The organism is Myceligenerans xiligouense (assembly GCF_003814695.1).
GTDB classification, from domain to species: Bacteria; Actinomycetota; Actinomycetes; order Actinomycetales; family Cellulomonadaceae; genus Myceligenerans; species Myceligenerans xiligouense.
In genome coordinates, this window is record NZ_RKQZ01000001.1 from 4,235,888 (window position 1) to 4,262,425 (window position 26,538).

Genomic DNA, 26,538 nt, shown 5'->3' on the forward strand with positions numbered 1-26,538 from the left:
GGTCAGCCGGCGATCGCGGCGTTGACCTCTTCCACGAACATCTGCGCGGCCTCCTCCGGGGTGGCCCGTTCGAAGATCACCTCGGTGTTGATCCGCTCCATGATGTCCTGCATCTCGGCCGAGCCGTTCGGCGGCACGGGCGAGGCGTCGACGATCTCGTCGCCGAGTTCGGCCATGAAGTCCGCCACCTGCTGGTCGGCGTCGGTCAGGTCGCCGGCGATGACCTCGCGCATGTCCGTGTTCGCGGGCAGGCCGCGGTCGGTCAGGTTGATCTTCGCGGCTTCCTCCGAGTTGAGCAGGAAGTCCACGAACTTCGCCGCGGCGTCCGGGTACTCGGTCGTCGCGGACACCGAGTAGAACATCGCCGGCTTGTAGTACATGCCGGTGCGCTCGAACTCCGACTCACCCGGGTACCGCAGCAGCTGGACGTCCTCACCCGACGCCTCGGAGAGCGCGCCGAGCTGGTTGGACCAGAAGGACGCCATGCCGCCCACGTTGGTGCCGACGAGCGACCCCTCGGGACCGGCGTGCTGGTACTCGATGGTGCGTGAGGCGTCAGGCTGGCCGCCGTCGGCCATCAGGTCGAGCGAGGTCTGGAAGAACTCGGCGACCGTCTCCTCCGACACGCCGAGCTCACCGTCCGGCGTCCACAGGCTCTCGCCCTTCTGCCGGGCGAGGATGTTCAGGCCGGCCTCGTTGAAGCCGTAGTCCTGGGTGCCCCACACGCCGTCGCCGGCGCCCTCGGACACCTCGTTCGCGACCTGGACGTACTCCTCCCAGGTCCACGACGTGTCGTCCGGGATCTCCACCCCGGCCTCCTCGAAGACACCGGGGTTCGCCACCATCGCGTAGGCGTTGATACCGGTGGGCAGGGCGTACTGGGTGCCGTCGATCTCACCGCCCGCGAGGATGCTCTCGTCGATCTTCGACGTGTCGATGTCGAGCCCGCCGAGGTCGGCGAGCACGCCGCGCGTGGCGTAGTCGGAGACGTAGCGCTCCTCCTGCGTCATCACGTCGGGGGTGTCGCCGGCCGCCACGGTGGTCGAGAGCTTGTTCCAGTAGCCGTCCCAGTCGGTGAAGTCCGGGACCACGGTGATGTCCGGGTTCTCCGCCTCGAAGGCGTCGATGATCTCCTGGGTCGCGGCGTGCCGCTCGTCGGATCCCCACCACGCGAAGCGGATCTCGCACGGGCAGTCCTGGGCTTCCACCTCGCCCGTGCCGCCGGCGCCGGAGTCGCCGCCGCCGCACGCGGACAGGATCAGTGCGGTGGCGACGGCTCCGGCCGCCACCGCGGCGCCACGCCGGCCACGCTGGTTGATTGAGGTACGCATTTCTCTCCTTCTCGATGACGAGACGTCGTCGTTTCAGTCGCTCGGAGGTTCGGTCGCTAGTAGGTACAAAGGCTCACGGCCGCCGCGCCCCGGGGGGCGTGGTGACCTATTTGATGCCCGTCGTGGCGATCCCCTTGACCAGGTACTTCTGGCCGAAGAGGAACACGAGGAACACCGGGATCAGGGAGACGATCGACATCGCGAACAACGCGCCCCACGAGCTCTCGCCCGTCGAGTCGACGAAGGTCCGCAGCGCGATCGGCACGGTGTACATGTCTGGTTTGGTCAGGAAGATCAGCTGGCTGAAGAAGTCGTTCCACGCCCAGATGAAGGTGAAGATCGCGGTGGTCGCGAGGGCGGGAAGCGCCAGCGGCATCATGATCTGCCAGTAGATGCGCAGGTGTCCGGCGCCGTCGATGCGGGCCGCCTCGTCCAGCTCGCGCGGGATCCCCCGGAAGAACTGGACCATGAGGAAGATGAAGAACGCGTCCGTGGCCAGCAGCTTCGGGACGATCAGGGGCAGGAAGGTGTTGATCCATTCCAGCCTCGAGAACATCACGTACTGCGGCACGATGATCACGTGGATCGGCAGCATGATCGTCATGAGCATGATCGCGAACCAGAAGTTGCGCCCCCGGAAGTTCAGCCGGGCGAACGCGTACGCGGCCAGCGAGCACGAGACGAGGTTGCCGATCACCGCACCGAGCACCACGATCGCCGAGTTGATCAGGTACCGGCTGAAGGGGTGGAGCAGGGCGCTCCAGCCGTCCGTGTAGTTGGACAGGTCCACGTCCGTGGGGATGAGTCCGGGCTCACGGAAGATGAGCGCGTTCGGCTTGATCGAGCTCATGAGCATCCACAGCAGCGGATACAGCATCACGAAGCCGAAGACGATGAGTGCCGTGTGCTTGAGCACGCTCGCCACGGCGGACCGGATGCGCCGGACGGCGCCGTCGGTGCGTCGCACGCGCCGGTCCGAGGGCGACGACGGTTCGGCGAAGGTGACCTTCGAGGGCGTGGCGAGATCAGTCATCGTAGTGAACCCAATACTTCGAGGCGAGGAAGTTGACGAGCGTCATCCCGCCGATGATCAGGAGCAGGAACCACGCCATGGCGGACGCGTATCCCATGTCGAGGTCCGCGAATCCCTTGCGGTACAGGTAGAGCGTGTACAGCAGGGTCGAGTCGGCGGGGCCGCCGTTCCCGCCGCTCACCACGAACGCCTGCGTGAAGTTCTGGAACGCGTTGATGACCTGCAGCACCAGGTTGAAGAACACGATCGGCGTGAGCATCGGGACGGTGATCGACCAGAACCGCCGGACGGGTCCGGCGCCGTCGATCGATGCCGCCTCGTAGTACATGCGCGGGATCTGGCGCAGCCCCGCGAGGAAGATCACCATCGGCGCGCCGAATGTCCAGACGTTCAGGATGATCAGCGTGTTGAGCGCGTGGTCCGGGTGGGAGACCCAGCCCGTCCCCTCGATCCCGAGGAGCGCCAGCACCTGGTTGACCAGGCCGTCGGCTCCGAAGATCTGCCGCCACAGGATCGCGATCGCGACGCTGCCGCCGAGCAGCGAGGGCAGGTAGTACACGGAGCGGTAGAGCGCCAGCCCGCGCATGCCCTTGTCCAGCACCAACGCCAGCGCGAGCGCCGCCGCGAGCTGGAGCGGCACCGACACGAACACGTAGGTGAACGTGACCTGGAGCGACTGGAGAAGTCGCGGGTCCTCGAACATCCGCGTGTAGTTGTCGAGACCGACCCACGCCGGCGCCGACAGCAGGTCGTAGTCCGTGAAGGACAGGTACAGCGACGCGGCCATGGGGCCGGCCGTGATGAGGAACAGCCCCGCGAACCACGGGGCGAGAAAGAGCGCGGCCATGCGGCCGTCGCCCTTGCGTCGTTCGCTCGCGGCTCTGCGCGTGCTCGCGACCTCTTGGATCACGCTGGACATTCCGCCCTCCGGTCATCGTCGACCTCTTGCTTTCCCGGAAACTAGCCGCTGCGGAGAGGTCCACATGCGGCCCGAACCCGGGAAACCGGTTGCCGTGCCAGAACGTACCACATGAGGAACCGGTTTCCCATGGTGTACCTTCACCACGTGAACATCAGGCGCCCAGCAGTGACGATCGGCGACGTGGCCACGGCGGCGGGCGTCTCGCGCGCCACCGTGTCGCGAGTGATGAACGGCCGCAGCACCGTCGCCGCGGACATCGCCGAACGTGTGCGCGAGGCCGCGGAGTCGCTCAGCTACCGGCCCAGCACCGCCGCACGCAACCTGGCCCTCGGCCGCACCCGGACCGTCGCCCTCGTCATGCCCGACGTCGGGAACCCCGTCTTCCAGCAGATCCTGCACGGCGTCATGGCCGCCGCCGACCAGGACGGGTATCGCGTTCTCGTGGCCGACACCGCCGAGGACCAGAGCCAGGAGGCCGCGATCGCCCTCGAGGCGCGCCTGCGCTGCGACGCCCTCGTCCTGGTCTCCCCCCGCATGCCCGACGCCGACCTCGCGCGCCTGGTGCCCGACGTCGAACCCGTCGTCGTGCTGAACCGTCAGGTGCCCCCGCCTCCGGGCCAGAACGGGCGGACCGGCCGCGCGCCCGCCGCGCCGAGCCTCGTCGTCGACTACGAGGACGCCGCGGTCCAGGTGATCGAGCACCTCGTGAGCCTCGGCCACCGCCGGCTCGTCTACCTGGCCGGCCCCGGGGCCTCGGCGTCGGACGCGCAGCGCCGCGCCGGCATCCGGCGCGCGCTCGAGGGCCACCCCACGCTCGACGTTCGGGAGATCCCCGCCGGCCCGGACATCGCCGCGGGTCACGCGGCGACCGGCGCCGTGCTCGCCGGCCGCGCGACAGCGGCCGTCGCCTTCAACGACCTGGTCGCGTTCGGCCTGCTCGCCGGGCTGAACGAGGCCGGGGTCGCCGTGCCCGCCGACATCTCGGTGGCCGGATTCGATGACATCGACCTCGCCCGCTACGCGACACCGGCGCTCACCACGGTCGCCGTGCCGCAGTCGGAGCTCGGCCGACACGCCTGGAAGGAGCTAGCCGCAGTGATGGACGACGATGCCCAGCCTGCCCGGTCCGCCCGCTTCACCACCGAGCTCGAGGTGCGCGCCAGCACCGGCCCCGCGCCGGTGGGACCCGAGCGCGTGCACGCCACCGACCGTGCGGTACCCGCCGGAGCCGCCGGCCACCCGGACACCGCGGGCGACGCGCCCGGCGCCGCGCGACCGCCGTCGGACACGACCTTCGCCTGGGAGGAGAGCCCGGACGCGCTGGTGCTCCTCGGCCCGGGCGGGACGCCACTCGCGCGCCGCGAGACGGGCGAGCGCGTCCCGCCCGTGCACGCGCCGCGGCCGTACCTCCACCCCGTGCACACGCTCGGGGGGACGGCGCTGACCGACTCCGGCCCCGTGGACCACCGCCACCACTACGGCGTGGGGATGGCCGTGGCGGACGTCAACGGCACGAGCCACTGGGGCGGCCGGACGTTCATCGAGCACGTGGGGCCGACGCTGCTGCAGAACCACGGCCGCCAGGTCGCCCGCGACCTGCGTCCCGACGGCGACACCCTCACCGAGACCGTGACCTGGCTCGACGAGCACGGCGGACGACAACTCGTCGAGGACCGCCGGGTCACGGCGCGGCTGCTGGCCCCGTTCCAGGACGTCACGGCGGACATCACGCACACCGGCTGGGTGCTCGACTGGCGTTCGGTACTGCACGCCTCCGACGGCCCGCTGGAGATCCGGTCGCCGGCCACCAACGGCCGTCCGGGCGCCGGCTACGGAGGGCTGTTCTGGCGCCTGCCGATCGCGGACGAGACGCGTGTCCTGTCGGTCGGCGGCGAGGGGGAGACGCTCGCGCACGGCAGCAGTTCGCCGTGGCTGGCCTTCGTGCAGCGCCATGGCGACCGCCCGACGACGCTGGTTCTCGCCCAGCCCGGCACCGCGCGGCCCTGGTTCGCGCGCTCCGCCGAGTACCCGGGCGCCTGCCCGGCGCTGGCCTGGGACGCACCGCTGCTCGTGCCCGACGGCGGAGCGGTGCAGGTAGGCCTGGTCGCCGCGCTGTTCGACGCCGAGCTCGGCCCCGCCGAGGCGGCCGCGGTGGCGGGAGCGATCGTATGAGTTCGCGCGAGAGCGTCGCCCGGATCGCCGTCGTGGGCGTGCACGGGCACGGCGCGTCCCATGTGCGGCGGGTCAGTGAGCTGGAGGAACGCGGCGAGGCGAAGCTGACGGCCGTCGTCGACCCGCGCGAGCCCGAGGCGGAGGCGCTCGGGACGTCGCGGGCCACGTGGTTCGCGACCCTCGGGGACCTGCTGTCGCAGGGCGACCTGCCCGACGTCGTCGTCCTGTCCACGCCGATCCACACCCACCTCCCGCTCGCGCAGGCGGCGATGGAGGCGGGGATCGACGTGCTGCTGGAGAAGCCGACCGCGGCGTCGCTCGCCGAGCACGAGGCGCTCGTCGCCGTCGCCGAACGGACCGGACGGCGGTGCCAGGTCGGGTTCCAGACGTTCGGGTCGCACGCGCTGCCCGCAGTCACCCGCATGGTCGCGCGCGGGGAGATCGGCGAGGTCACCGGGATCGGCGCGGTCGGCGCGTGGGTCCGGACGGCGTCGTACTGGAACCGTTCGGCATGGGCCGGGCGGCGACACCTCGACGGGCACGACGTGGTCGACGGTGTCGTGACGAACCCGCTCGCGCACGCCGTGGCGACGGCGCTGCGGATCGGTGGCGCCCGCCGGGCGGACGACGTCGCCTACGTGGACACCGACCTGTGGCGAGCGAACCCGATCGAGGCCGACGACACGTCGGCGGTCCGGGTCGTCGCCACGAACGGCACGCGATTCGGCTTCGGGCTCACGCTCTGCGCCGACGAGCGGACTCCCGCCCGGGTCATCGTGTACGGGACCGAGGGGACGATCACGCTGGAGTACGAGTTCGACCGCGTGCTGCTCCGTACCGGATCGGTGTCCGCCGAGAAGGAGTACGCCCGGACACCGCTCCTGGAGGACCTGCTCGCGGCACGCCGCACCGGTGGGCCGCTGCTCTGCGACGTCGCCGAGACCGGCGCGTTCATGCGGGTCCTGGAGGCCGTGCGGACGGGCCCGGAACCACGGGCGATCGCGTCCGACGGCGGCGCGGGCAACGCGGGCAGCGCGGACGGCATCGTGGAGTGGCGCGGCGAAGGCGACGGCCGGTGGCCCGTGATCACCGACGTCGAGTCCTGGTGCGAGAAGGTGGCGTCAACCCAAAAGCTCTTCACAGAACTGAACACCCCCTGGACACCCCGCTAGAACCAGGGCCCGCCGAACCACGACCGCAACCCGGCCCGGCCCGGCCCGGCTCACCGAACCGCAGCCGCGCGCGGCCCGGGCGTCGAACCGCAGGTTGAATCGTGCCAAGAGTCGATTGGCACGATTCACCCTGCGGTTCGGCGGCGTCTGGCAGGACGTGGGTGCGGTTCGGCAGTCGGGGGTGGTGGGCCGGGGGTGGTGGCGTCAGCAGACGTTGCGGCTCGCGTTGCCCGTGATGTTCCAGGTGATGTTCACGCCGCACGGGGATTCGCGGACGCTCGTGTTGTCGACGCGGGCCGTCACCGTGACGTCGCGGGTGTTGGCGAACTCGCTGCGTGCGGCGACGCGGACCTCACCGCCGCCGTTCACCGTGCCGCCGTCGATCCGGTAGTTGTAGCAGTTCTCGATGAGCACCGCGTTGTTGCCGTTGTACGCGAGGTCGATGTTGCGGATCTGCACCCCGCCGGACTCCGAGACACAGAAGACACCGCGCCCGCCGCCCCGCGAGATCACGCGGTCGACGACGATGTTCGTCGGGTATGAGCCGTCGCTCATCCGCCCGGCCCGGTTGGCGGTGCGGAAGGTGGCGTACCCGGTGCCGGTGGCGACGTCGTCCCCGTCCACCGTCCCGATGTTCGCGTTGACCGTGTTGTTGAGGAGCAGCCCGGTACCCGCCACGTTCCGCGCGACGACGGTGCCGACCTCCAGCCCGTCGACGTTCCAGGTCTCGACGCCGTGGTTGTTGGTGCCCTCGACGTACACGTCGTCGATCACGACGTTCCGGCTGGCCGCGTAGTCACGCTCGAACCGGATGCCCATCCCGCCGTTGAACCTGAGGTCGATGTCGCCGAGGTGCAGACCGTTCACGCCGTAGAACCGCATCCCGAAGTACGGGTTGCCGGTCATGTTCGCGTGCCAGATGGTCACGTCGGAGACGTCGGTGGCCTCGATCGCGCCACGGCCGCCGCGGTTCCCGACGTTCATCGTCCCGCAGATGGAGATCGACGTGTGGCTGGGCAGGTCGATCGTGCTCGCACCGATCGAACCGCTCGCGGGGACCGCGACATGCTGCTGCGAGGACCGTCCGCTGTCGAGGTTGTCGATCCCTGCCTGGATCGCGGCACGGTAGTCGCCGCCCTGGTAGACGTTCCGGCCGTCGTTGGTCACGGTGTAGTTCCCCGAGGAACCGGAGACGACCGAGCTGCCGGAGTCGCAGCGGGACGTCGGCGACGGCCCGGTGGTGGTCGGGTCCGGGTCCGGTTCGGTCGTCGTCGGATCGGGTGTCGGAACCGTGTCGCCCGTGCACGCCACGCCGTTCATCGTGAACGACGACGGCGCCGCACCTGGCGCGCCGTTGACGGTGAATCCGAACGACGTGCTGGCACCCGTACCCAGGGTGCCGTTCCAGCCGACGTCGGCGGCGGTGACGGACCTGCCGGACTGCGTCACGCCCGCGTTCCACGCCTGGCCGATGGTCTCGTTGCCGGCGAAGTCCCAGGCCAGCTCCCAGCCGGAGATCGGGTCCCCGACGTTGTTGATGGTGACGTCGGCCTGAAAGCCGCTGCCCCACGAGTTCACGATGTCGTAGTCGACGGCGCAGCCGGTCGCGGCGGCCGCGCTCGTCGCGGCGGCGGTCGTGGCGACGACGGCGCCGCCCGCGCTCAGCACGACGGCGGCCGCGGTGGCTACCCACTTCACGCGCCGCGGTGCGGGTTTGGCTGCGCGAGCGCCTCGCACAGGTTGGAAAGGCATCTTTCCTCCAGATGATCAACGGTGATCGGACCGGCCCCTCAGCCCCGAGCAGCCGGATTGAATCGTTGCAATCCGATCATTCCGGGCTGCCTCATCGTTGGACAAGCATCTCGAATCGCTTAGGTTCTCACCCGAAGACCTGCCATCCGGTGAGACCCACCCGGCGAGGTGGTCGGCGTCAAGCCGGCGTCGTGGCCGGCCGGATGTCGAGTGGTCAGCCCTCCCGGGCGACCGACCACTCGACACCCGGCGGCCACAGCCCCCTGAGCGACGCGGCTGAGCGGCGGCGACCATGAGGTCGCGACCTCATGGTCGCCGGCGCTCAGCCGCGCGTCAGCGGCACGGCGACACCGCGCCCCAGGCGCCGTGGACGCGTGTGCCGGGTTCCAGACCGCGCGTCCACCAGTAGGCCTCGTGGTTCACGCCGTCGTGCGAGACGACGTCGCCCCTGGTGTAGACCGCGTCCGCGGCCCACGGCTCGGCGCATTCCTCCACCGGCGGCATGCCCGCCGGCCCCATGGCGACCCACGGGCCCCACGACGAACCGGCGCTCGGGGTGACGCCCCGCGTCCACCAGCGCGCCTCGTACGCGATCCCGTCGTGGGAGACGACGTCGCCCGCGGTGTAGACGGCGGTCGGATACCAGGGTGCGATCGGAACCACCTCGGGAAGGGGCTCGATCACGGTCGGGTCCGGGTTGGCGGCAAGGCGTGCCCCGGTGCCCGGCGGCGCGATGTCCGTGAGCTCGTACAGGCCGTGCATGACGACGGAGCCGTCCGCTCCGATCTCCGGCCGCACGCTCGCCGCGTCCGTCGACACGAACCAGTCCTCGGTGACCTCGGCAGGGCCGTCACCCGGCGCGCCGGCGACCCCGTCGAAGTAGTTCGTCGGGTCGGTCAGCAGAGTGGTGTCGTCCTGCTTGAGCTCGATCTCGTCGGCGAGCGACGCCTGCCAGGACAGCACACCGGACGCCCGGTAGCCGGTCCGGCCCGCAGACGTCTTGAGCTGCACGTTCATTGCGGATTTCGACGGTGACGCGAGGCCGTTGCCGGCACTTGTGACGTTCTCGAGCCGCACGTCGGGCCCCGAGTTGGACGTCACGCCCTTGGCCAGGTTCCCGAACGAGACGGAGTTGCGCAGGATGTGCGCGCCCGGCATGGACTCACCGCCCAGCTTGAACCCGTTGCCCTCGCCGAGGTCCGTCAGGTTCTCGTCGTCCTCGAGCCACCCGTTGGCGTAGGCGACCGAGTCCTCGACCGTCACGACACCGATCGGGCCGGTCGTGGACTTCGCGTACAGGTCCCAGCCGTCGTCGATGTTGTGGTGGGCGATGCTGTAGCGGATCACGTTGCCCTTGCCGGCGGTCAGCTTCACGCCGAAGCCGTCCGCGTCGTTGCCGAGCGGGTCCCGGTTGTTGTGCGACTCGGACGACAGCACGACGTTGTGCGACGGCCACATCTCGGGCGGCTCGGTGGACAGCCCGGAGATCTGGATGCCCGTGTCCTGGTTGTGATGGGACTCGATCCGCTCGATCACGTTGTGGTGCCCGCCGACGTGCAGGGGCTTCTTGTACCCCTGGGACCGGGTGATCTCCAGGTCGTACAGGTGCCAGTGGTCGCCGCGCAGCCAGATCCCGCCGCTCGCGGACTCGGACAGGTCCAGGACGGCGCGGCTGCCGGGTTCCGACATGAGCGTGATCGGGGCGTCGGCGGTGCCGTCGCGGCCACGTCCGACGACGATCGCCTCCTGCGGACGGTACGTGCCGCCGTCGAGCACCACCTGCTGGCCGGGCTGCGCGTAGGCGACGGCCGTGTGCAGGTCGAGCGGGGCATCGGCGGTGCCGTCGCCGCCCGCGTCACCGTCGGGCGCCACCCGGATCGCCTGGCCGGGCTCGCCGTACGACCGCACGTCGAAGCTCAGGTCGATCTCGACCGGGTCCGTGGACTCCAGTTCCTCGCGCTCCCCGAAGTGCGGCTGCTCCTCGTCCGGGACCAGGCGGGCGGTGAACTCGTTGGCACCGCGTGCCAGGTCGAGCGGCACGATCGTCCGCTCGCCGGGCGCCACGTCGATGCCGTCGGCCACGACCGCGCCCTCGGCGTCGGTCACCTGCGCCCGGCCGTACACGTTGGAGGTGAGCGGGACGTCGATCGAGTCGTGCGGCGTGGTGCGCGTGACGTCGGCGGTCAGCGTCGGCGTGACGTACACCGGCGGGGGCTCCTGGGCGGGCTCGTCGTCGTCCGGGTGGATCGTCTCGAACGACCAGTCGGTCACCGTGACCTGGATCTTGCGCGCCGCGAACAGGCCGACGTAGAACACCTCGTCGTTCTGGGTGAGCAGCATGTCCGGGTCGTACTGGATGACCTCGTGGACGGTCTCGCCGTCGCGGTGCCAGATCGCGTGGAACCCGGTGTTGGACCGGCGCAGCGTGAGCTCGTAGTCCTCCCCCGCCTCGAACCGCGGCGGGTTGGCGTTGCCGCCCTCGACATAGCCGTCCTTGTAGTCCCAGTCGAACGCCCGGGAGTCGGTCATGTCGCGGTTCGCGGAGCTCTCGGTGGGCGGGCCGGTGTAGCCGTGCACGAACTTCGCGCCCGGCGTGCCGTACCGCACCCCCTCCTCGCCGTTCGCGCCGAACACGTACTTGGCGACCGACGCCCCGGCGGAGTTCATGTACCGCGCGGAGGCATCGTTCGCGACCAGGTCGTCCACGGCGACGATGCCGAACCCGGACTGGTTGTCCTTCGACGCCGAGTCGTCCACGTGGATCGTGGCACGGAGCGTGAAGTTCTCCGTGGCCGGGTCCACCGCGGTGTAGTGGTACCAGAACCCGTCCTCCGAGTCGGCGGCCTTGCCGAAGTTGTCGAGGGCGTCGAACGTGATCGAGCCGTCCTCGTTCTCGACGACCTCGCCGCCGGAACCGACGCCGACGTGCGCCGTCTGCCAGCGCTCCACGGCGTCGGCGACGGTGAACTCGACGGGCGCGGACGCCGCGGCGTCGTCCCCGCGATGCGCGACGACCTGGGCGTCGTAGACCTGGCCCACGGTCAGGCCTACGACGTCGGCCGTGGTGCCGGCGACGCCGTCGACGACGGTCACGAACTCCTCGGTGCCCTGCCGGACCCCGACGGAGTAGGTCTCGGCCTCGGCGACCGCTCCCCACTCGACGGTGACGGTGCCCTCGGCGCCGGAGACGCCGGTGGTCAGGATGCCCGCGATCTCCGGGGTCGCGAGCGGGAGCGAGAACTCGGGCGTCGCCACGGCCTCCGAGACGAGCGGTGTGTCCTCACCCGCTCGCGTGAGCAGCACCTCCACGGTGTAGCTGCCCGACGACGGAGGCTCGACCGCGAGGGTGCCCGCGGCGCCGTCCTCGGCCGCGAACGTCTGGTCCACGACGTTTCCGTCCGCGTCGTGGAGACGGGCATGGGCGAGGTCCGCACCGTCGGGCCCGACGGTTCCCGTGTACCCGACCAGCAGGCGCCCCGGGTCGGCGGGATCGAGAACGACGTCGTCCACCACGGGTGCAGCGACGTCGGCCCAGGGCGTGCGGCCGGTGTCCGGCTCGACGTCGAGTTCGGCGTGGAAGACGTTGACTCCCGAACTGGGCGAGGCCAGCCAGAAGGTGCCGTCCGCGGGAACGGTGAGCACCTGGGTGGCGATCGGGGAGCTCTCGTCGTCAGCGGCCGCGACGACCCGGTCCAGTTCCGTCCAGGCCGCGTCGTAGAGCGCGAGCGCACGGTCGGCGGTGCCGCTGCCGCTGCGGGCGTGCACGGTGACCTCGGTGCCGGCCGTGGCGTCGAACCGGAGCGAGCGCTCGGCGGCGTTGCCGGAGCCGTTCAGCTTGAGGCGCTGCGTGTACACGTCGCCGCGGTCCGACGTGCGGTCCGCGGCGTCCACGGTGACGGCCTTGGCCCCGGACGCCATGATCGTGAAGGCGCCCGAGACGACGTCGCTCGTGGTGATGCTGCCGGGGGCGAGGTCGCCGACGACGAGTGCGGTCGCGGGGTCGGCCGTGGCGGGCACGGTGGCGCCCGCGAGGACGAGTGCCGACGCGGCGACCGCGGTGAGTAACGTGCGTGGTGCTACGCGTGTTCGAGACATGATCTCCTCATCGAGATGCTGGGTACGGCTTCCCGCGCACGCTCGCCGGGAACATCAGGGGGCGACAGGCGGGAAACCGGTTTCCCGTACGGTGGCACGAAACCTCCGACGACGCAAGACGCTTCGGTGTGCCCGTGACGCGCCCGTGACGTGGCCGGCCGGGGGCCGCATGCGGCGTCCGGCGACCACGCCATTCCACTGGGGTGGTGACGCTCCCACGGCCCAGAATGGCGTGGTCGGCCGCGTCAGCGAGGCCCGGCCGGGCCGGGTCAGGTGTTCAGCTCGAGGTCCTCGAGGCGGACCGGGTCGCCTGTCTCCAGTGAGGTGTTGCCCGCGTAGCCGACCGCCGAGGCCAGGATGCCGTCCCGGTAGCCGGCGGCCCGGCCGAGCAGGTCCGGCTCGCCCGCCGGCGCGAAGACGTCCCGCAGCAGCAGGGTGTCACCACCGCCATGACCACCCGGCCCGACCACCACGATCGGCCGCTCCTCCGCCTTCTCCCAGTGCCGCTGCACCAGGAGCCGTTCGCCCGCCGGACGCACCGGATCCTCGGCATAGGCGTCGGTGGCACTCGGGTCCAGGATCGCCGTGCCCGCATCGGAGAACTCCACGGAACCGCGCTCGACCACCTCGAGCTCCGCGCGCCCGCGCGTCCCGTTGACCACCACCCGGTAACCCTCCCAGGGCGAATGCGCGGTGAGGGAGTAGCTCATCGTGGCGCCGCTCGCGTACTCGACCACGAGGCTCAGCGTGTCCTCCGTGGTGATCCCGGCGTCGAACACCGAGCGGTTGCGCACGTACCCGTCGTGCGCCTGCGCCTCCGCCCCGTAGAGCCCGGCCAGCCACTCGTTCTTGTCGAGGTCGAGGTGCCACGGATCGATGCCACCGGCCCGCAGCCTCGCCTCGGCCTCGGTGGGTTCGTAGCCGTTCGCGTGGGCGGCGTCGTCCCCGTAGAACATGCGGCCACCGGCCGCGAAGACGCGGCGCGGGACGTCGTCGATCCACCAGTTGACCAGGTCGAAGTGGTGGCTCGACTTGTGCACGAGCAGGCCGCCGTTGTTCACCTTCTCGCGGTGCCAGCGGCGGAAGTAGTCGGCGCCGTGCACGGTGTCGAGTGCCCAGTCGAAGTGCACCGACAGCACCCGCCCGATCTCGCCCGACGCGATGACCTCGCGCAGGGCGGAGTTCCGGGGCGCGTAGCGGTAGTTGAACGTCATCACCAGGTCACGCCCGGTCTCCGCGACCGCGTCGACGATCTGCCGCGCCTGGCCCGCGTGCGCGGCGATGGGCTTCTCGACGACGACGTCGGCGCCCGCGCGCAGCGCACGGCTGACCAGGTCGCCGTGGGTGCGGTCGACCGAGGTGACGATCACGCGGTCGACACGCTCGGTCTCGATCACCTTCTCCAGATCGTCCGGGTCGTACACCGGGCGCTCCCCGCCGACGGCCGCCGCCACGCGCGCCTCGTGGAACGCCGCGCGCACCGGGTTGGGCTCGATCCAGGCGACGATCTCGCCGTCCGTGGCGTGCGCGCCGATCAGCGCGTCGATGTACATCGCGGCCCGGTGCCCCGCCCCGACGACGGCGTAGCGAGTGCGGTTCTCCGGGAGCGGACCGTCGATCGGCGCCGGGGTGCGGGTGGGCCCGGTGATCGGCTCGGTGGTGGGGGGTTCCGGTGCGGGTGCGGGCCGCTCGGCTGTCGGCTCGGGCATGGTGCGCTCCTCGGGGGTCGTCATCGACAGGCACGGTCGTCCGACGACGATACCGAGCCGGGACAGAATTGGAAAGCGCTTGCCAACCCAGCCGCGCCCCAGACATCCACGCACGGTGGGATGCGGGCCGCCCGGAACGGGCTCGGCCCGCATCCCGCACGCGGACCCCGGTCACCCCCTCGACACGGGACTCCGCCACCGATCGCCCGCCGGGACGTCACTGGCGGGCTCCTCGAGGTCGAGGACGCTCAGGTCGAGCGGTTCCACGACCAACGCCCGCCCGGACGCCGCGGCACGCGCGATCCGCTCCTCGGTGCCCGGCTCCACCGACACCTCCACGCCGAACTGCACGCACATCGCGCGCAACTCGCGTTCGTACCGCTCGCCCATCGCCGCATCGTGGCCGCGGTAGGTCCACGCGACGAGGTGCGACGGCTCGAAGGTCTTCGCGCCGCCACCGCACCTCCGGCAGGACATCGGGGCGCCCGGCCGGCGGAACCGGGTCGCCCGGTGCCCGCGGGGACACACCCCGATCCACGGCCCGTCCAGGGTCGGCGCGCCCGGATCCACGTACCGCAGGCCGGAGCACCCGATCTCCCGGGCCTTCGCCCGCCATTCCGCCCCATGGCCCGCCGCGCTGCCCGCGAGCGCGTGCGCGACCTCGTGCAGCACGGTGTCACGGACCTCGCCCTCGTCGTAGACGCTCGTGAGCGGAGCCGAGAGGCTGATGCGGCGCCTCGCGTAGTGGCACATGCCGGCGCGGCGCTTCGCGTCGTCGTACTCGAACTTCCAGTCCGTCAGGCCGTGCCGGTCCATGAGTTCCCGCGCCAGGTTCCGAGCTTCGACAAGATTCATGATGCCCCCTTGGTCCATCGCCGTCCGGGCCGTCCGGACGACATCGAATCTAGGAAAGCTGTCTGACACCCGGCGGGAGTTATCCACACCGTGCAGGTCAGGCGCGGGGAATCCCCCACCGCCGACCGTCCCGCTACCGCTCCGGGGTGAGGACCACCTCGCCCGCCCACGTGAACCCGCCGCCGAAGCCGAACAGCAGCGCGGGCACCCCGGCGGGGATCTTGCCGGCGTGCCACCACTTGGACAGCCCGAGCGGGATCGAGGCCGCGGAGGTGTTGCCGGACTCGGTGATGTCGGTGACGACCACCTTGCCCTCGAGCCCGAGCGACTTCGCCAGCGGTTCGATGATCCGCAGGTTCGCCTGGTGCGCCACGAGCACCTCGATCTCGTCGAGCCCGAGTCCGGCGGCCTCGACCGCGCGCCGGGCCCGGTCGGCGGCGTACATGATCGCCCACTTGAAGACCGCGCGGCCGTCCTGGGCGAACTTGTCCTCCGGTGCTTCGATGAGCACCTTGGACGTGATGTCCGGCTCGGATCCCCACACCACCGGACCGACGCCGGGCTCGTCCGCCGCCCGCAGCACGGCCGCGCCCGCGCCGTCGGCGGTGAGAATGCACGTGGACCGGTCGGTCCAGTCCGTCACGGCGGTGAGTCTCTCGGATCCGACGACCACGGCGGTGCGCGCGCTGCCGGCGCGGATCGCCTGGTCCGCGAGGCCCACGGCGTACGCGAACCCGGAGCACGCCGTGTTGACGTCGATGACGCCGGGGCCGACGACACCGCGCAGGTCCGGCGGTTCCTCACCCTCCGGCGTGCTCGCCCCCGGCGGGAAGCCGGTTCGCAGCGCGTGGGCGACCCGCCCGGCGGTGTTCGGGGTGCGGTCCATGGCGGTCGTGGTCGCGACCACGACCAGGTCGACGTCCTCGTGCGTGAGGCCCGCGTCCGCGAGCGCGTGCCGTGCCGCGGCGGTCGCCATGTCGGCGACGCTGACGTCGTCGTCCGCCACGTGGCGCGTGATGATGCCGGTGCGTGACCGGATCCACTCGTCGTTCGTCTCGACGAGCCGCGCGACGTCGTCGTTGGTCATGACCTTCGCGGGCTGGTGATGCCCGAGGCCGACGATCCGGGAGCCGGCGGGGCCGGCGGGCAGCGTGAGCATGGATCTGATCATGGCACGTCGCCGGCGGCCTCCCGGCCCGGCCGCCGGCCGACGGTGATCCGGCCGGGCGGCAGGAGCTGTCCGCGGTGCGCGGGTCAGCACCCCGGACGCGCACCGGGCGGCAGCCCTTCGGCTTCGCCCGCCAGGCCCGCCTCGACGTAGAACTCCTCGATGTGCTCCCGCGCCAGCCGCGCCGCGGTCACGCCGTCCCCGACGGCGACGGCCTCGAGGATCCCGGCGTGCTCGGCGGCCAGCCGGGCGGAGGTCATCGGCCAGTCCGGGAGGCGGGCGACCCCGGCGGACACGTACTCACCGATCGCACCGCGCAGGCCCAGCATGAAGGCCTCCACCACCTGGTTCCCGGCGATGCGGGCGAATTCGAGGTGGAAGGCCTGGTCGCTCGCGATGAAGTCGGCGGGACCCAGGCCGGGCTCCTCCATGGCGTCCACCAGTCGCCGGGCGCCCGCCAGCGCCGTGCCGTCGATCTCGCGGGCCCGGAGCCTGTCGGCCGCCGCCCGGATCGCCCACGTCTCGAGCAGCACCCGGGTCGCCACGACGTCCGGCACGCGTAGCGCACCCGAGGAGACGTGCAGGCGCATGGCCATGCGCAGCCCGGCGGCGGGCCGGTCGATCACGACGGCGCCCGCCGTCGGCCCGGATCCGACGGCGGTCCGGACCACGCCCGCCGCCTCCAGGACCCTGATCGCCTCGCGCACGGAGGCCCGCGACACACCCAGTTCCTCGGCGAGGGCCCGTTCGCCCGGCAGCCGCTCCCCGAGCGCCCATCGCCCGGCGGCGAGTTCGGCCTCGATCTGCGCGAGAACGCGCTCGTGCGTACGCATGGGGTCACGCTACCCCTGTGGTCGGACCACATGAGGTACGGTGTGCCGAAGCGCGCACCGCCGCCCGCGGCGGTACGGTTTTGAAAGGATTCAGAATGCGCATCGCCCTCGCCACCACCTGCCTCGGTGACGCGATGTTCCCCCAGGCGCCGACCGCCGTCGTCCGCCTGCTGGAACGGCTCGGCCACACCGTCGTGGTCCCCGAGCAGCAGGCATGCTGCGGTCAGATGCACGTCAACACCGGCTACCAGCGCGAGGCCGTGCCCGTGGTGCGCAACCACGTGCGGGCGTTCGCGCCCGTGGCCGACGGCGAGTGGGACGCCGTCGTCGTCCCGTCCGGGTCGTGCACGGGCTCGATCAGGCACCAGCAGGCCATGGTGCTCGACCGCGCCGGCCTGGCCGGAGAGGCGCGCACGGCGACCGCCGTCGCGGCCCGCACCTACGAGCTGTCGGAGCTGCTGGTCGACGTCCTCGAGGTGACCGACGTCGGCGCCTGGTTCCCGCACCGCGTCACCTATCACCCGACCTGCCACTCCCTGCGCATGCTCGGGGTCGGTGACCGGCCGCTCCGCCTGCTGCGGGCGGTCGACGGGATCGAGCTGACGGACCTCCCGGAAGCCGAGGGATGCTGCGGCTTCGGCGGCACGTTCGCGCTGAAGAACGCCGACACGTCGGCCGCGATGCTCGCGGACAAGGTCCGCCATGTCACCGGCACGGGCGCGGAATTCCTCACGGCCGGCGACTACTCGTGTCTCATGCACATCGGCGGCGGCCTGTCGCGCACCGCGCGCCACGGTTCGGGGGCCGCCGTCCGGACCATCCACCTCGCCGAGATTCTCGCTGCCACGCACGAGCGGCCCTGGCACCCCGTGGAGGACGCACGATGAACGCGCAGCCCGCCCGGCCGGCGTCGGGCACCACCCTGCCCGGCCACGGCACGCCGTCGGGCAGCACCGTCTTTCTGGGGATGCCCGCCCCGGCCGACCCGCTGCACTGGGGACCGTCGTTCCCGGACGCCGCACGGCGCGAGCTCGGCAACGACCAGTTGCGGCGCAACCTGAGCCACGCCACCTCGACGATCCGCGCCAAGCGGGCCGCGGTGGTCGGCGAGGTGCCCGACTGGGAGGCGCTCCGCGACGCCGGCTCCGCCCTGAAGACGCAGGTCATGGACAACCTGCCCGAGCTGCTGGAAGAGCTGGAGCGGAACGTGACGGCGCGGGGCGGCGTCGTGCACTGGGCGCGGGACGCCGCCGAGGCGAACCGGATCGTCGCCGACCTGATCCACGCGAAGGACACCACCGAAGTCGTCAAGGTGAAGTCCATGGCCACGCAGGAGATCGGGCTCAACGAGGCGCTGGAGGCCGAGGGCATCCACGCGGTCGAGACGGACCTGGCCGAGCTCATCGTGCAACTCGCCGACGACATGCCCTCCCACATCCTCGTCCCCGCGATCCACCGCAACCGCGCGGAGATCCGCGACATCTTCACCGAGCGCATGGACGACGCGCCGCCGGACCTCACCGACGTGCCGCGCGAGCTCGCCATGGCCGCCCGGGCGCACCTGCGGCGCAAGTTCCTCTCCACGAAGGTGGCGGTGAGCGGGGCGAACTTCGGCGTCGCCGAGACGGGGACGCTGTCGGTGGTCGAGTCGGAGGGCAACGGGCGGATGTGCCTCACCCTGCCGGAGACCCTGATCACCGTGATGGGGATCGAGAAGCTGATCCCCCGGTTCACGGACCTCGAGGTGTTCCTCCAGCTCCTGCCGCGCAGCTCCACCGGCGAGCGGATGAACCCGTACACGTCGATGTGGACGGGCGTGACACCGGGCGACGGGCCGTCCGAGTTCCATCTGGTGCTGCTCGACAACGGGCGCACGCGCGTGCTCGCCGACGAGGTGGGGCGCTCCGCGCTGCACTGCATCCGCTGCTCGGCATGCCTCAACGTGTGCCCCGTGTACGAGCGGGTCGGCGGGCACGCCTACGGGTCCGTCTACCCCGGGCCGATCGGCGCGATCCTCACCCCGCAGCTCACCGGCGAGTCCTCCGACCTGCCGTACGCCTCGACACTTTGCGGTGCCTGCTACGACGTGTGCCCCGTGAAGATCGACATCCCGTCGATCCTGGTGGACCTGCGGGCGCGGGAGGTCGAGTCGGGCTCTGCCGGGCGGGGCTGGGGCATGGCCATGAAGGCCGCGGCGACGGTGATGTCCGACGGCGGCCGGTTCCGCCGGGCGGCTCGGCTCGGGCGGGTGGGGCGTGTCGCGGGCGGGCGGGACGGCGTGATCTCACGGCTTCCCGGGCCGGGGGCCGCGTGGACGGACTCGCGCGACCTGCCCGTGCCGCCGAAGCAGACGTTCCGGGACTGGTGGGCCGGCCACGAGAAGGAGGACGGATGACGAACGCCCGAGCCGAGATCCTGGACCGGATACGGACCGCCCTGAGCAGTACTTCGGGCGCTGCCGTGGATGTTCCTCGGGAGTACCGGGAACGCGGGGAGCATGTCGTGGGGTCGGCGGAGGTGCTGGACCTGCTGGTCGACCGGCTGGAGGACTACAAGGCACACGTCCATCGCGCGTCGGGTGACGAGGTGGCCGTGGTGGTTGCGCGCCTCTCGGCCGAACTGGCAGCGGATGGCCCGGCGGGGGACGTACCGGGTTCCGCCGCGTCGGCCGGATCCGAGGCGGCGCCTTGCCCCGGGGCGCGGCGCCGCGGGGCCGCGCTCGCGCGTCCCGAGGCGCTCGGCACAGCGGGCGCGCGCGTCGTCGTGCCCGCCGGACTGCACCCCGAGTGGGTAGCGTCGATTTCCGAGTCCGACGACGGTGTGGACGTCGTCGCCGACACGCCCGAGGCGCCCCTCGCGCCGTCGGACCTCGACCGGACGGCCGGCGTCGTGACGGCGGCGCGCGTCGCGGTCGCCGAGACCGGCACGATCGTGCTCGACGCCGGCCCCGACCAGGGCCGGCGCGCGATCTCCCTGGTCCCGGACGTGCACATCTGCGTGGTCCGCGCCGACCAGGTGGTGCAGACGGTCCCGGAGGCGGTGCGGCTGCTGGCGCATCACCCCGAACGCCCGCTCACGTGGATCAGCGGCCCGAGCGCCACGAGCGACATCGAACTGAACCGCGTCGAGGGAGTGCACGGGCCCCGGACGTTGCATGTGGTGCTCGTCGATTGAGACTGCCACACCTGACCTGGTCAGGTTGACCAGACCAGAGAGCCGAACGATACTGGGTCCATGACAGTCGTCAATGTCCAAGAAGCGAAGACTCACCTGTCCCGGCTGATCGCGCGCGCTCAGCACGGCGACGAGGTGACCATCGCCCGGGCGGGAAAACCCATGGTGCGCCTGACACCTGTGGAGCCCGTCGCCGAGCGCACGTTCGGCACCGTGCCGATCAATCTGCCGGACGACTTCTTCTTCGAGCCGCTCGACGAGGATGAGCTCTCCGCATGGGAGTGACGTATCTTCTGGACACGCACGCATTCGTCTGGCTTCTCAGCGCGCCCGAGAAGCTCGACAGCGAGTTGTGCACAAAGCTCCGATCGACTCAGAATCAGCTCCTCGTCTCGGCAGTCTCGGCCATGGAGATCGCCACCAAGGTTCGCCTCGGCAAGTTCGACGACGCCGGCCCCCTGGTGGACACCTGGGACCGCCGAGTCGAGGACATCGACGCGACTCCCCTCGACCTGACTACCGCCCACGCGCTCCACGCCGGCTCCATGCCCTGGCAGCACCGCGACCCGTTCGACCGGCTGCTCGCAGCACAGGCGATCGTCGAGAACGTTGTCCTGGTCACGGCTGACGCCGCATTCACAGGACTCCCGGGCGTCCGTATCGCCTGGTGACCGTTTCAGGCGTCCACAGGTAGCTGGCGCTGCACGTGGTCCACGCGACATCTGAGGACGTCTGACGCCTTCGTCACGGGTGCAACTTGGCGCCCTTGACGGCCTTGTCCACCACGCGCCGCTCGCCGGCCACGGCGACGCCGACCAGGTCGAGTTTCTCCGTGGCGACCGCGGCGACGGCCGCCCGGTTGTCGACGTCGTTGCCCGTGGCGAACAGGTCCGCCGTGTAGACGCCGATGCGCAGCCCGCGGGTCTCGGCGCGGGTGCGGATCGTGGCGAGGCGATCGCCGTCGGACACCATGACCATCACGGGCGTGCCGAGCATCGGCAGGTACTCGCGGCCGTCGGCGTCGCGGTAGGCGTCTCCGACGAGTTCGGGGTAGGCCGCGGTCACGGCACTGGCCAGGAAGGCGGTGACGTTGTTCTCCTGCCAGCCGAGCAGGTCGTCGCGCAGCACGATCACGATCTTGGCTTGTTCGAAGGTCATGGCATCCAGACTGCGACCGGGCGGCGGCGCGGATCTTGTACGTTCTTGACATGGCTGAGGATGTCGTCCGCGCCTGGCGACCGCAGATCCCCGGTATCACGGAGGTGCTGCACGCCGCCTGGCGCGAGCACTCCTACCCGGCGCACACGCACGACACCTGGACCGTGCTGATCGTGGACCACGGCCTCATCGGCTACGGCCTGGACGGCCGGGAGCACGCGGCGCGGGAGGCAGGAGTCACCGTGCTGCCTCCGGGAGTGGTGCACGACGGTCGCTCCGTGAACGCGGTGGGCTTCCGCAAACGGGTGATCTACCTCGAACCCGGTGCGCTCGACGACGGCCTGGTCGGCCATGCGGTCGACGCGCCGCTCGTCCTGGACCACTCGCTCCGCACCCGCTTCGCAGGGCTCGACCGGGCGCTCACGCTGCGCGAGGAACTCGCGGCGGAGAGCTTGTTCGCCCTCGTCACGGAAGGGCTGGTCTGGCATCTCTCCGGCCGGCCGACATCGCCACGCGAACCGGCCACGGCCTCGACCGCCCGGCGCACCCGCGAACTGCTCGACGCCGACCCCACCCGGCCGGTCCGGCTCGCCGACGTCGCCGACGAGATCGGCGTGACCGTCCCCCACCTGGTCCGCGCGTTCAGCCGCGAGTTCGGCCTTCCGCCACACCGCTACCTCGTGGGCCGGCGACTCGACCTGGCACGACGCCGTCTGCTCGCGGGGGAGCCCCCCGCCGACGTCGCCGCCACCACCGGGTTCCACGACCAGGCCCACCTCGCCCGACACTTCCGCAGGCTGCTCCGCACGGCCCCGGGGCAGTACCAGCGCGGAGGACGAGTGGCGTAGCCCTGCAGGCAGCCTGCACCGAGCACCACGCTGTGGGTGCGCTCCGTCACGCCCGTATAACGATGTCCTCGGAGAGGGGATGAATTTACGACAAGTCCCGCCCAACCGTCATTCGAGCTGTTTCCTCCACGCAAGAATTCGCCCATGAACCACGCACGACGTACGCTCGCGGCCACCGCGCTGGCTGCAACGACCTTGTTGCTCGCAGGCTGCATCAAGATGGACATGGCCCTCACGATCAACGGCGACGACACCGTCGACGGCGAGGTCGTCGTCGCCGTCGAGGACTCGGCGGCTGCGGCCATCGGCGCGACGCCCGAGGAACTGCTCGAGGGAGCCGACGCCGATTCGTTCGGCGAGGACGCCTCCGAGGTCGAGCCCTACGCCGAGGGCGGCTTCACCGGCACGCGCTACATCTTCGAGGGATCCCCGCTCGACGACTTCTCCGACAGCGAGATGTCGATCGTGCGCGACGGCGACGAGTTTCTCGTCGAAGGCAGCCTTCCGATGACCACCGAGGATCTCGACATGACCGAGGAGGAGCTCGCCGACCCGGCGACCCAGGAACTGCTCAAGCAGTTCGCCGTGAACATCGCGTTCACGTTCCCCGGCGAGGTGATCGAGTCCAACGGCAAGACGGACGGCAACACGGTCACGTGGGCTGCCGAGATCGGCGAGGAGAACACGCTGACGGCCCGCGCCTCGGCACTCACGGGCGACGAGGTTGCCGCCGCGGAGGAGGCCGCCGCGGTTGACAGCGCCGCCGAGCAGGAGGAGACCGGCTTCTGGGGTTCCCTGCTGGGCACGGTGATCATCGGCGCCGGGATCGGCCTCGTCGTCGGCCTGATCTTCGCCGGGATCCGCGCAGCCCGGAACCGCAAGACGACGGCCACCGGGGAATCCACACCGCCGACCGCTGCGGCAGATCCCGTCGGCACCGACCAGGCCTGATCCGTCCACACCAGCCGTGGCCTGTGGCGGAGTCTCCGCCGCAGGCCATCCCCCCTTCGAGAGGCAACGATCGTGGAAATCATCAGTACTGCTGTCGTCGCTCTCGCCAGCATCGCCGGCGGCACGCTCCTCTTCCAGTTCATCTCACGTCGGCAGGCGGCGCGGCGCACAGGCACCGAGAGCATTCAGATCATCATCTGGGCCCGCTCCGGCAAGGTGCCCGGCCTGCACAAGCCCAAGAAGTGGACCAAGGCCGTCGTGACCGTCGACGACGAACACCGCCTGACCTGGGTCAAGCCGCAGGGAGAACCGATCACGCTCACCCTGCGCTCACACGAGTCGCGGCCCCGCGCGGCCAAGGACCTCTTCTTCCTCGACCCGGGCACCCCCGTGTGGGACGCCGTCACCGCTGACGGCCAGGAGCTCGGCATCGTCATCCCGCGCGCGTCCGAGCAGGGGTTCGCGGCCAAGCTGGCCGTGGCGACGCCGGCCGCGTAGTCAGCGTTGTTCACGGGGTCTGGCGGTAAAACTCAAGGTTGGTGATTAGTTGGACCACGCTTGGCAGTTCGGTCAGGCGGCCTCGGTCGCTGGTGGACAGGATCTTCCACTGCTTGAGGTGGGCAGCCGACTTCCTCCAGTGCACGCGAGTCGTGCCGGGAACCACGCACCGGGACCGAGACCGCGGCCAGAGCACCGTTCAGCTGGGCGGCGACCTGGATGTTCAGGGCCTGCTTGCGGTGCTTGCCGTTGAAATTCGTCGTGCCGGCGCCCGTGTGGTTGCCGGTAGGGGTCGGGGAGCCGTCGATCAGGACCACACCGGCCTCCAGGGCCTGGCTCAGAGGTATCACCGTCATCGGGTACGCGGCTATTCAGGCGTGCCGGCTGCTCTGGCGTCGACGATCTCACCGTTTCGCGGGAGCCTGCCCTGGAAAGCCAGGGGGACGGCCTTGGCTCGCTCGATGTCCCGGCCGTCGACCGCTTGCAGATGGACATGTGGCTCAGTGCTGTTGCCCGAGTTGCCACAGGAACCGAGCAGGCCGCCGAGGCGAACGTGCTGGCCTGAACGAACCTCGACGCTGCCTTGTTGAAGGTGGCACACGGCAACAACGACACCGTCACCTTCGATCAGCACATGGTTGCCGGCGAGTGCCGGCCAGCCCCCAGCAGCTCGGCGACGCTGGGTCAGCGCGTAGCCGACCGAGGGCAAACCACGATATGCCACGTGATCCGGCTCGATATCGCGCACGGCCACGACGACGCCCTCGATGGGCGCCAGTACGCGGCGTCCGAAGCCCGGGAAGCGGTCCGTCGGCTCCGGACGCACGAGGGACGCGAACGTGAGCGGGGCCGTGTGCCCGGCCTTGTCCACAGGAACGAAGTCGATCGCATAGGACGTCCCGAACAGCGTCGTGCCGTGGCTCGGCACACGGTTGGCCGGGCTGTTCTGGGTCAGCCATCGACCTATGAAGGGGTATTCCAGGTCAACGAGTGCAGCCAACGGATTCCTCCTGACTCCCGGCAGATCAACGATCTCTATGGTGCCACTCGATGAACGACCTGATGTGTGGCGGGTCGACCGGGTGCGTTGAGAGCTTTGGTTGTGATGTCCAGGCAGGTTGGTCAGCCGGCTGATGGGTGGCTGGTTCGATCTCGGCCCGCACGACTCGATCACGATCGGTCAGGATGCAGATGGCCGCTCCCTTTACGAGCCCACCTCAAGCCGCACTCGCACCGGATACAACGGCCACGAATCGGCACCTGGGCCGGTCCGTCGTCCATAGCGACTGGTCGACGAGCCCATGCCGCGACACTGCCCCCAGGCCTGGCCGCCTCCGGCGGCGGCCGCGCTCCGATGTCTGGCGCCATCCCGCACTCGATCGATACGCTCTTGGAGCGTGGGCCAGACTGACATGAGTGGACGGACCGCCCGAGAAAAGCTCCGCGCGACGGTACCTGTGCTCGCCCTTCTCGCTGCTGCAGCGATCGCAGCCCTTTCGCTGGAGAACATCTGGGTGCTCGCCCGACCGGCCGAGGTTGGGACGGCGTGCGTGCTGACCGACCCCGCTCCGCCCGGCTGTTCGCCCGACAGTCGCTTCACCCCAGCCTTCGCTTCCGCGATCGTCATCTCTATCAGCTACGCCACCGTCACGCTCCTCCTGCTCAGAGCAAGTCAGCGCCGAGGAATCGTCGCCGCATCAGGGCTCGGCGGGCTGGCACTCCTTGGCATCCTCACAGACCAGTTCGTCAGGTGGGGCGGCCTACCAGGCTGAGCCACTCCCTTCGCCCACGAGGCCGCTTCAAGCTGAGCCACCAGGCACAACACTCAGGCGCGATGCGCGAGCGGACGTTCCTTCTCCCTACTTCTCATGTCCTGGAGCCTTTGGAGTCCCAACGTGTCATTGACAGCGGGTGAACTCCGCCATGGCCACCTTGGCCACTAAGCTGAACCAGGTTAGCTTTGGAGGTGCGATATGTCCGACATGGAGGTAACCGTGCCCATCGAGGCGGCGGCAACAGTGTCGACCTCGATGGGCGCTTCCTGCCAGCGTGTCAACCATTGGACAGACCCGATCGAGGCTGAACGTCGCGTCCCGCACTGCGTTGACACCCACGTCCGGTAGCCAGCGTTACGGGCATCATCCGTACCCTGAACCCTAGCCCGATTTGCGTTCAATCTTGAATTTGTTCAAGTATCGCGTCACAAAGATCTGCATTCATTGAAAGCAGGCCTGCCGAGTCTACGTAGAATGCCCCTTCCGCGTAGCACTCGAGTACGTAACTCAGCATCTGTTCGAGGGAAGTGAACTCAATCTCCACGCTCTCACCAACCAGGAATCCAGCAATCCCTGTGTACCCGTCGGGCGACCACACGAACGCGTAGTTGTCCCCGTTCGGGGCCCCGAGAAATGGGAGATAGTGTTCGCCACCCACGTCGTGCGCAGCATTAGCACCCCACGCCTCGACATACCCGCGCGACTCTTCGAGTGAAATTGGATAATATCCTGGAATCAGACTGGATTCGTCAACCGTCAGGACAGGGGACTCCCTCAACCCCGACGTCCATGCGAACCACACTCGTGCGTCGTCCGGAAATGGACCTCGCGTCGAGCGCGAGCTGTCAATTTCGATACCAGGCAGTAGCGCGTCAACTACTGGTCGCCCCGCCGAACGGAGGACCTCTTTCAATCTGGCTAGATTTTCCTGCAGCATCATTCACCCAACCGAACGAGGTACCGACCGCCGCTCTGAATCTTGCTTCTAACAAGGGAGGACCCAAGCACTCGCAGTCCGTGCTCGACCCTTGCATCGTCGGCGATCGGGCGGAGGATGGCTTACGGGCGAATGGCCGACATGGTGGACCGCAA

23 protein-coding genes are annotated in these 26,538 nt (G+C 70.2%); 11 read left to right on the forward strand and 12 right to left on the reverse strand.

Annotated features, from left to right (window positions below; genetic code table 11):
• Window positions 1–2: 2 nt before the first annotated feature.
• The 3 genes from EDD34_RS18540 to EDD34_RS18550 form a co-directional block, all read right to left on the reverse strand.
• Window positions 3–1,331: an ABC transporter substrate-binding protein gene (locus EDD34_RS18540; RefSeq protein ID WP_123815878.1), complete on the reverse strand. Its 1,329-nt coding sequence runs from the start codon at window positions 1,329–1,331 to the stop codon at window positions 3–5.
• A gap of 106 nt (window positions 1,332–1,437) precedes the next feature.
• Window positions 1,438–2,364, reverse strand: coding sequence for a carbohydrate ABC transporter permease (locus tag EDD34_RS18545; protein WP_123815879.1), 927 nt, complete (start codon window positions 2,362–2,364; stop codon window positions 1,438–1,440).
• Window positions 2,357–3,283 (reverse strand): carbohydrate ABC transporter permease, encoded by a 927-nt coding sequence (locus EDD34_RS18550; protein WP_123815880.1) that lies wholly within the window; start codon window positions 3,281–3,283, stop codon window positions 2,357–2,359. The genes EDD34_RS18545 and EDD34_RS18550 overlap by 8 nt, the downstream gene beginning before the upstream one ends.
• Before the next feature lie 147 nt (window positions 3,284–3,430).
• Between EDD34_RS18550 and EDD34_RS18555 the strand changes: the two genes are divergently transcribed.
• Both EDD34_RS18555 and EDD34_RS18560 read left to right on the forward strand, forming a co-directional pair.
• Complete coding sequence (locus tag EDD34_RS18555) at window positions 3,431–5,458, forward strand: DUF6807 family protein (protein WP_246012561.1); 2,028 nt, start codon at window positions 3,431–3,433, stop codon at window positions 5,456–5,458.
• Window positions 5,455–6,630: a Gfo/Idh/MocA family protein gene (locus tag EDD34_RS18560; protein WP_123815882.1), complete on the forward strand. Its 1,176-nt coding sequence runs from the start codon at window positions 5,455–5,457 to the stop codon at window positions 6,628–6,630. Before EDD34_RS18555 ends, EDD34_RS18560 begins: the two co-directional genes overlap by 4 nt.
• 204 nt (window positions 6,631–6,834) lie before the next feature.
• Here EDD34_RS18560 and EDD34_RS18565 read toward each other — a convergent pair whose 3' ends face one another.
• The 6 genes from EDD34_RS18565 to EDD34_RS18590 all read right to left on the reverse strand — a co-directional run bounded on the left by EDD34_RS18565 (window position 6,835) and on the right by EDD34_RS18590 (window position 17,042).
• Window positions 6,835–8,328, reverse strand: coding sequence for a cellulose-binding domain-containing protein (locus EDD34_RS18565; protein ID WP_170177126.1), 1,494 nt, complete (start codon window positions 8,326–8,328; stop codon window positions 6,835–6,837).
• A gap of 387 nt (window positions 8,329–8,715) precedes the next feature.
• Window positions 8,716–12,477, reverse strand: a complete 3,762-nt coding sequence (locus EDD34_RS18570) for a carbohydrate-binding protein (protein WP_123815884.1) — start codon at window positions 12,475–12,477, stop codon at window positions 8,716–8,718.
• Window positions 12,478–12,746: 269 nt separating this feature from the next.
• Window positions 12,747–14,186, reverse strand: coding sequence for a Gfo/Idh/MocA family protein (locus EDD34_RS18575; RefSeq protein WP_123815885.1), 1,440 nt, complete (start codon window positions 14,184–14,186; stop codon window positions 12,747–12,749).
• Window positions 14,187–14,357: 171 nt separating this feature from the next.
• A complete protein-coding gene (locus EDD34_RS18580) occupies window positions 14,358–15,041 on the reverse strand; it encodes a SprT family zinc-dependent metalloprotease (RefSeq protein ID WP_123815886.1) in 684 nt (227 codons plus the stop codon).
• 133 nt (window positions 15,042–15,174) lie between these two features.
• On the reverse strand, window positions 15,175–16,200 hold the full coding sequence (locus tag EDD34_RS18585) for a 3-oxoacyl-[acyl-carrier-protein] synthase III C-terminal domain-containing protein (RefSeq protein WP_170177127.1): 1,026 nt from the start codon (window positions 16,198–16,200) through the stop codon (window positions 15,175–15,177).
• Between the two features lie 95 nt (window positions 16,201–16,295).
• On the reverse strand, window positions 16,296–17,042 hold the full coding sequence (locus tag EDD34_RS18590; protein ID WP_123815888.1) for a FadR/GntR family transcriptional regulator: 747 nt from the start codon (window positions 17,040–17,042) through the stop codon (window positions 16,296–16,298).
• 95 nt (window positions 17,043–17,137) lie between these two features.
• Here EDD34_RS18590 and EDD34_RS18595 point away from each other — a divergent pair, with 95 nt between their 5' ends.
• The 5 genes from EDD34_RS18595 to EDD34_RS18615 all read left to right on the forward strand — a co-directional run bounded on the left by EDD34_RS18595 (window position 17,138) and on the right by EDD34_RS18615 (window position 20,887).
• Window positions 17,138–17,929: a (Fe-S)-binding protein gene (locus EDD34_RS18595; RefSeq protein WP_123815889.1), complete on the forward strand. Its 792-nt coding sequence runs from the start codon at window positions 17,138–17,140 to the stop codon at window positions 17,927–17,929.
• Window positions 17,930–18,009: 80 nt separating this feature from the next.
• On the forward strand, window positions 18,010–19,437 hold the full coding sequence (locus EDD34_RS18600) for a LutB/LldF family L-lactate oxidation iron-sulfur protein (RefSeq protein ID WP_123816656.1): 1,428 nt from the start codon (window positions 18,010–18,012) through the stop codon (window positions 19,435–19,437).
• Window positions 19,434–20,216, forward strand: coding sequence for a LutC/YkgG family protein (locus EDD34_RS18605; protein ID WP_123815890.1), 783 nt, complete (start codon window positions 19,434–19,436; stop codon window positions 20,214–20,216). Before EDD34_RS18600 ends, EDD34_RS18605 begins: the two co-directional genes overlap by 4 nt.
• Before the next feature lie 60 nt (window positions 20,217–20,276).
• Window positions 20,277–20,501: a type II toxin-antitoxin system Phd/YefM family antitoxin gene (locus tag EDD34_RS18610; protein WP_123815891.1), complete on the forward strand. Its 225-nt coding sequence runs from the start codon at window positions 20,277–20,279 to the stop codon at window positions 20,499–20,501.
• The gene (locus EDD34_RS18615) at window positions 20,492–20,887 is read left to right on the forward strand and encodes a type II toxin-antitoxin system VapC family toxin (protein ID WP_123815892.1); all 396 of its coding nucleotides are present in this window, start codon (window positions 20,492–20,494) and stop codon (window positions 20,885–20,887) included. Before EDD34_RS18610 ends, EDD34_RS18615 begins: the two co-directional genes overlap by 10 nt.
• Before the next feature lie 73 nt (window positions 20,888–20,960).
• Here the strand turns inward: EDD34_RS18615 and EDD34_RS18620 are convergent, their stop codons facing one another.
• Entirely contained in the window at window positions 20,961–21,374 is a 414-nt protein-coding gene (locus tag EDD34_RS18620; protein ID WP_123815893.1) for a DUF2000 domain-containing protein, read from the reverse strand.
• A gap of 50 nt (window positions 21,375–21,424) precedes the next feature.
• On the opposite strand from EDD34_RS18620, the gene EDD34_RS18625 reads away from it, so the two are divergent.
• The 3 genes from EDD34_RS18625 to EDD34_RS18635 all read left to right on the forward strand — a co-directional run bounded on the left by EDD34_RS18625 (window position 21,425) and on the right by EDD34_RS18635 (window position 23,671).
• Window positions 21,425–22,222, forward strand: a complete 798-nt coding sequence (locus tag EDD34_RS18625) for an AraC family transcriptional regulator (RefSeq protein WP_123815894.1) — start codon at window positions 21,425–21,427, stop codon at window positions 22,220–22,222.
• A gap of 144 nt (window positions 22,223–22,366) precedes the next feature.
• A complete protein-coding gene (locus EDD34_RS18630; RefSeq protein ID WP_123815895.1) occupies window positions 22,367–23,173 on the forward strand; it encodes an LppM family (lipo)protein in 807 nt (268 codons plus the stop codon).
• Window positions 23,174–23,245: 72 nt separating this feature from the next.
• Window positions 23,246–23,671 (forward strand): hypothetical protein, encoded by a 426-nt coding sequence (locus EDD34_RS18635; protein ID WP_123815896.1) that lies wholly within the window; start codon window positions 23,246–23,248, stop codon window positions 23,669–23,671.
• A gap of 367 nt (window positions 23,672–24,038) precedes the next feature.
• On the opposite strand, the gene EDD34_RS18640 is transcribed toward EDD34_RS18635, so the two are convergent.
• Window positions 24,039–24,671: a M23 family metallopeptidase gene (locus tag EDD34_RS18640; RefSeq protein WP_123815897.1), complete on the reverse strand. Its 633-nt coding sequence runs from the start codon at window positions 24,669–24,671 to the stop codon at window positions 24,039–24,041.
• Window positions 24,672–25,068: 397 nt separating this feature from the next.
• Between EDD34_RS18640 and EDD34_RS18645 the strand changes: the two genes are divergently transcribed.
• Window positions 25,069–25,443, forward strand: a complete 375-nt coding sequence (locus EDD34_RS18645) for a hypothetical protein (RefSeq protein ID WP_123815898.1) — start codon at window positions 25,069–25,071, stop codon at window positions 25,441–25,443.
• Between the two features lie 400 nt (window positions 25,444–25,843).
• Here the strand turns inward: EDD34_RS18645 and EDD34_RS18650 are convergent, their stop codons facing one another.
• Window positions 25,844–26,386, reverse strand: a complete 543-nt coding sequence (locus EDD34_RS18650; RefSeq protein WP_123815899.1) for a hypothetical protein — start codon at window positions 26,384–26,386, stop codon at window positions 25,844–25,846.
• Window positions 26,387–26,538: the final 152 nt, after the last annotated feature.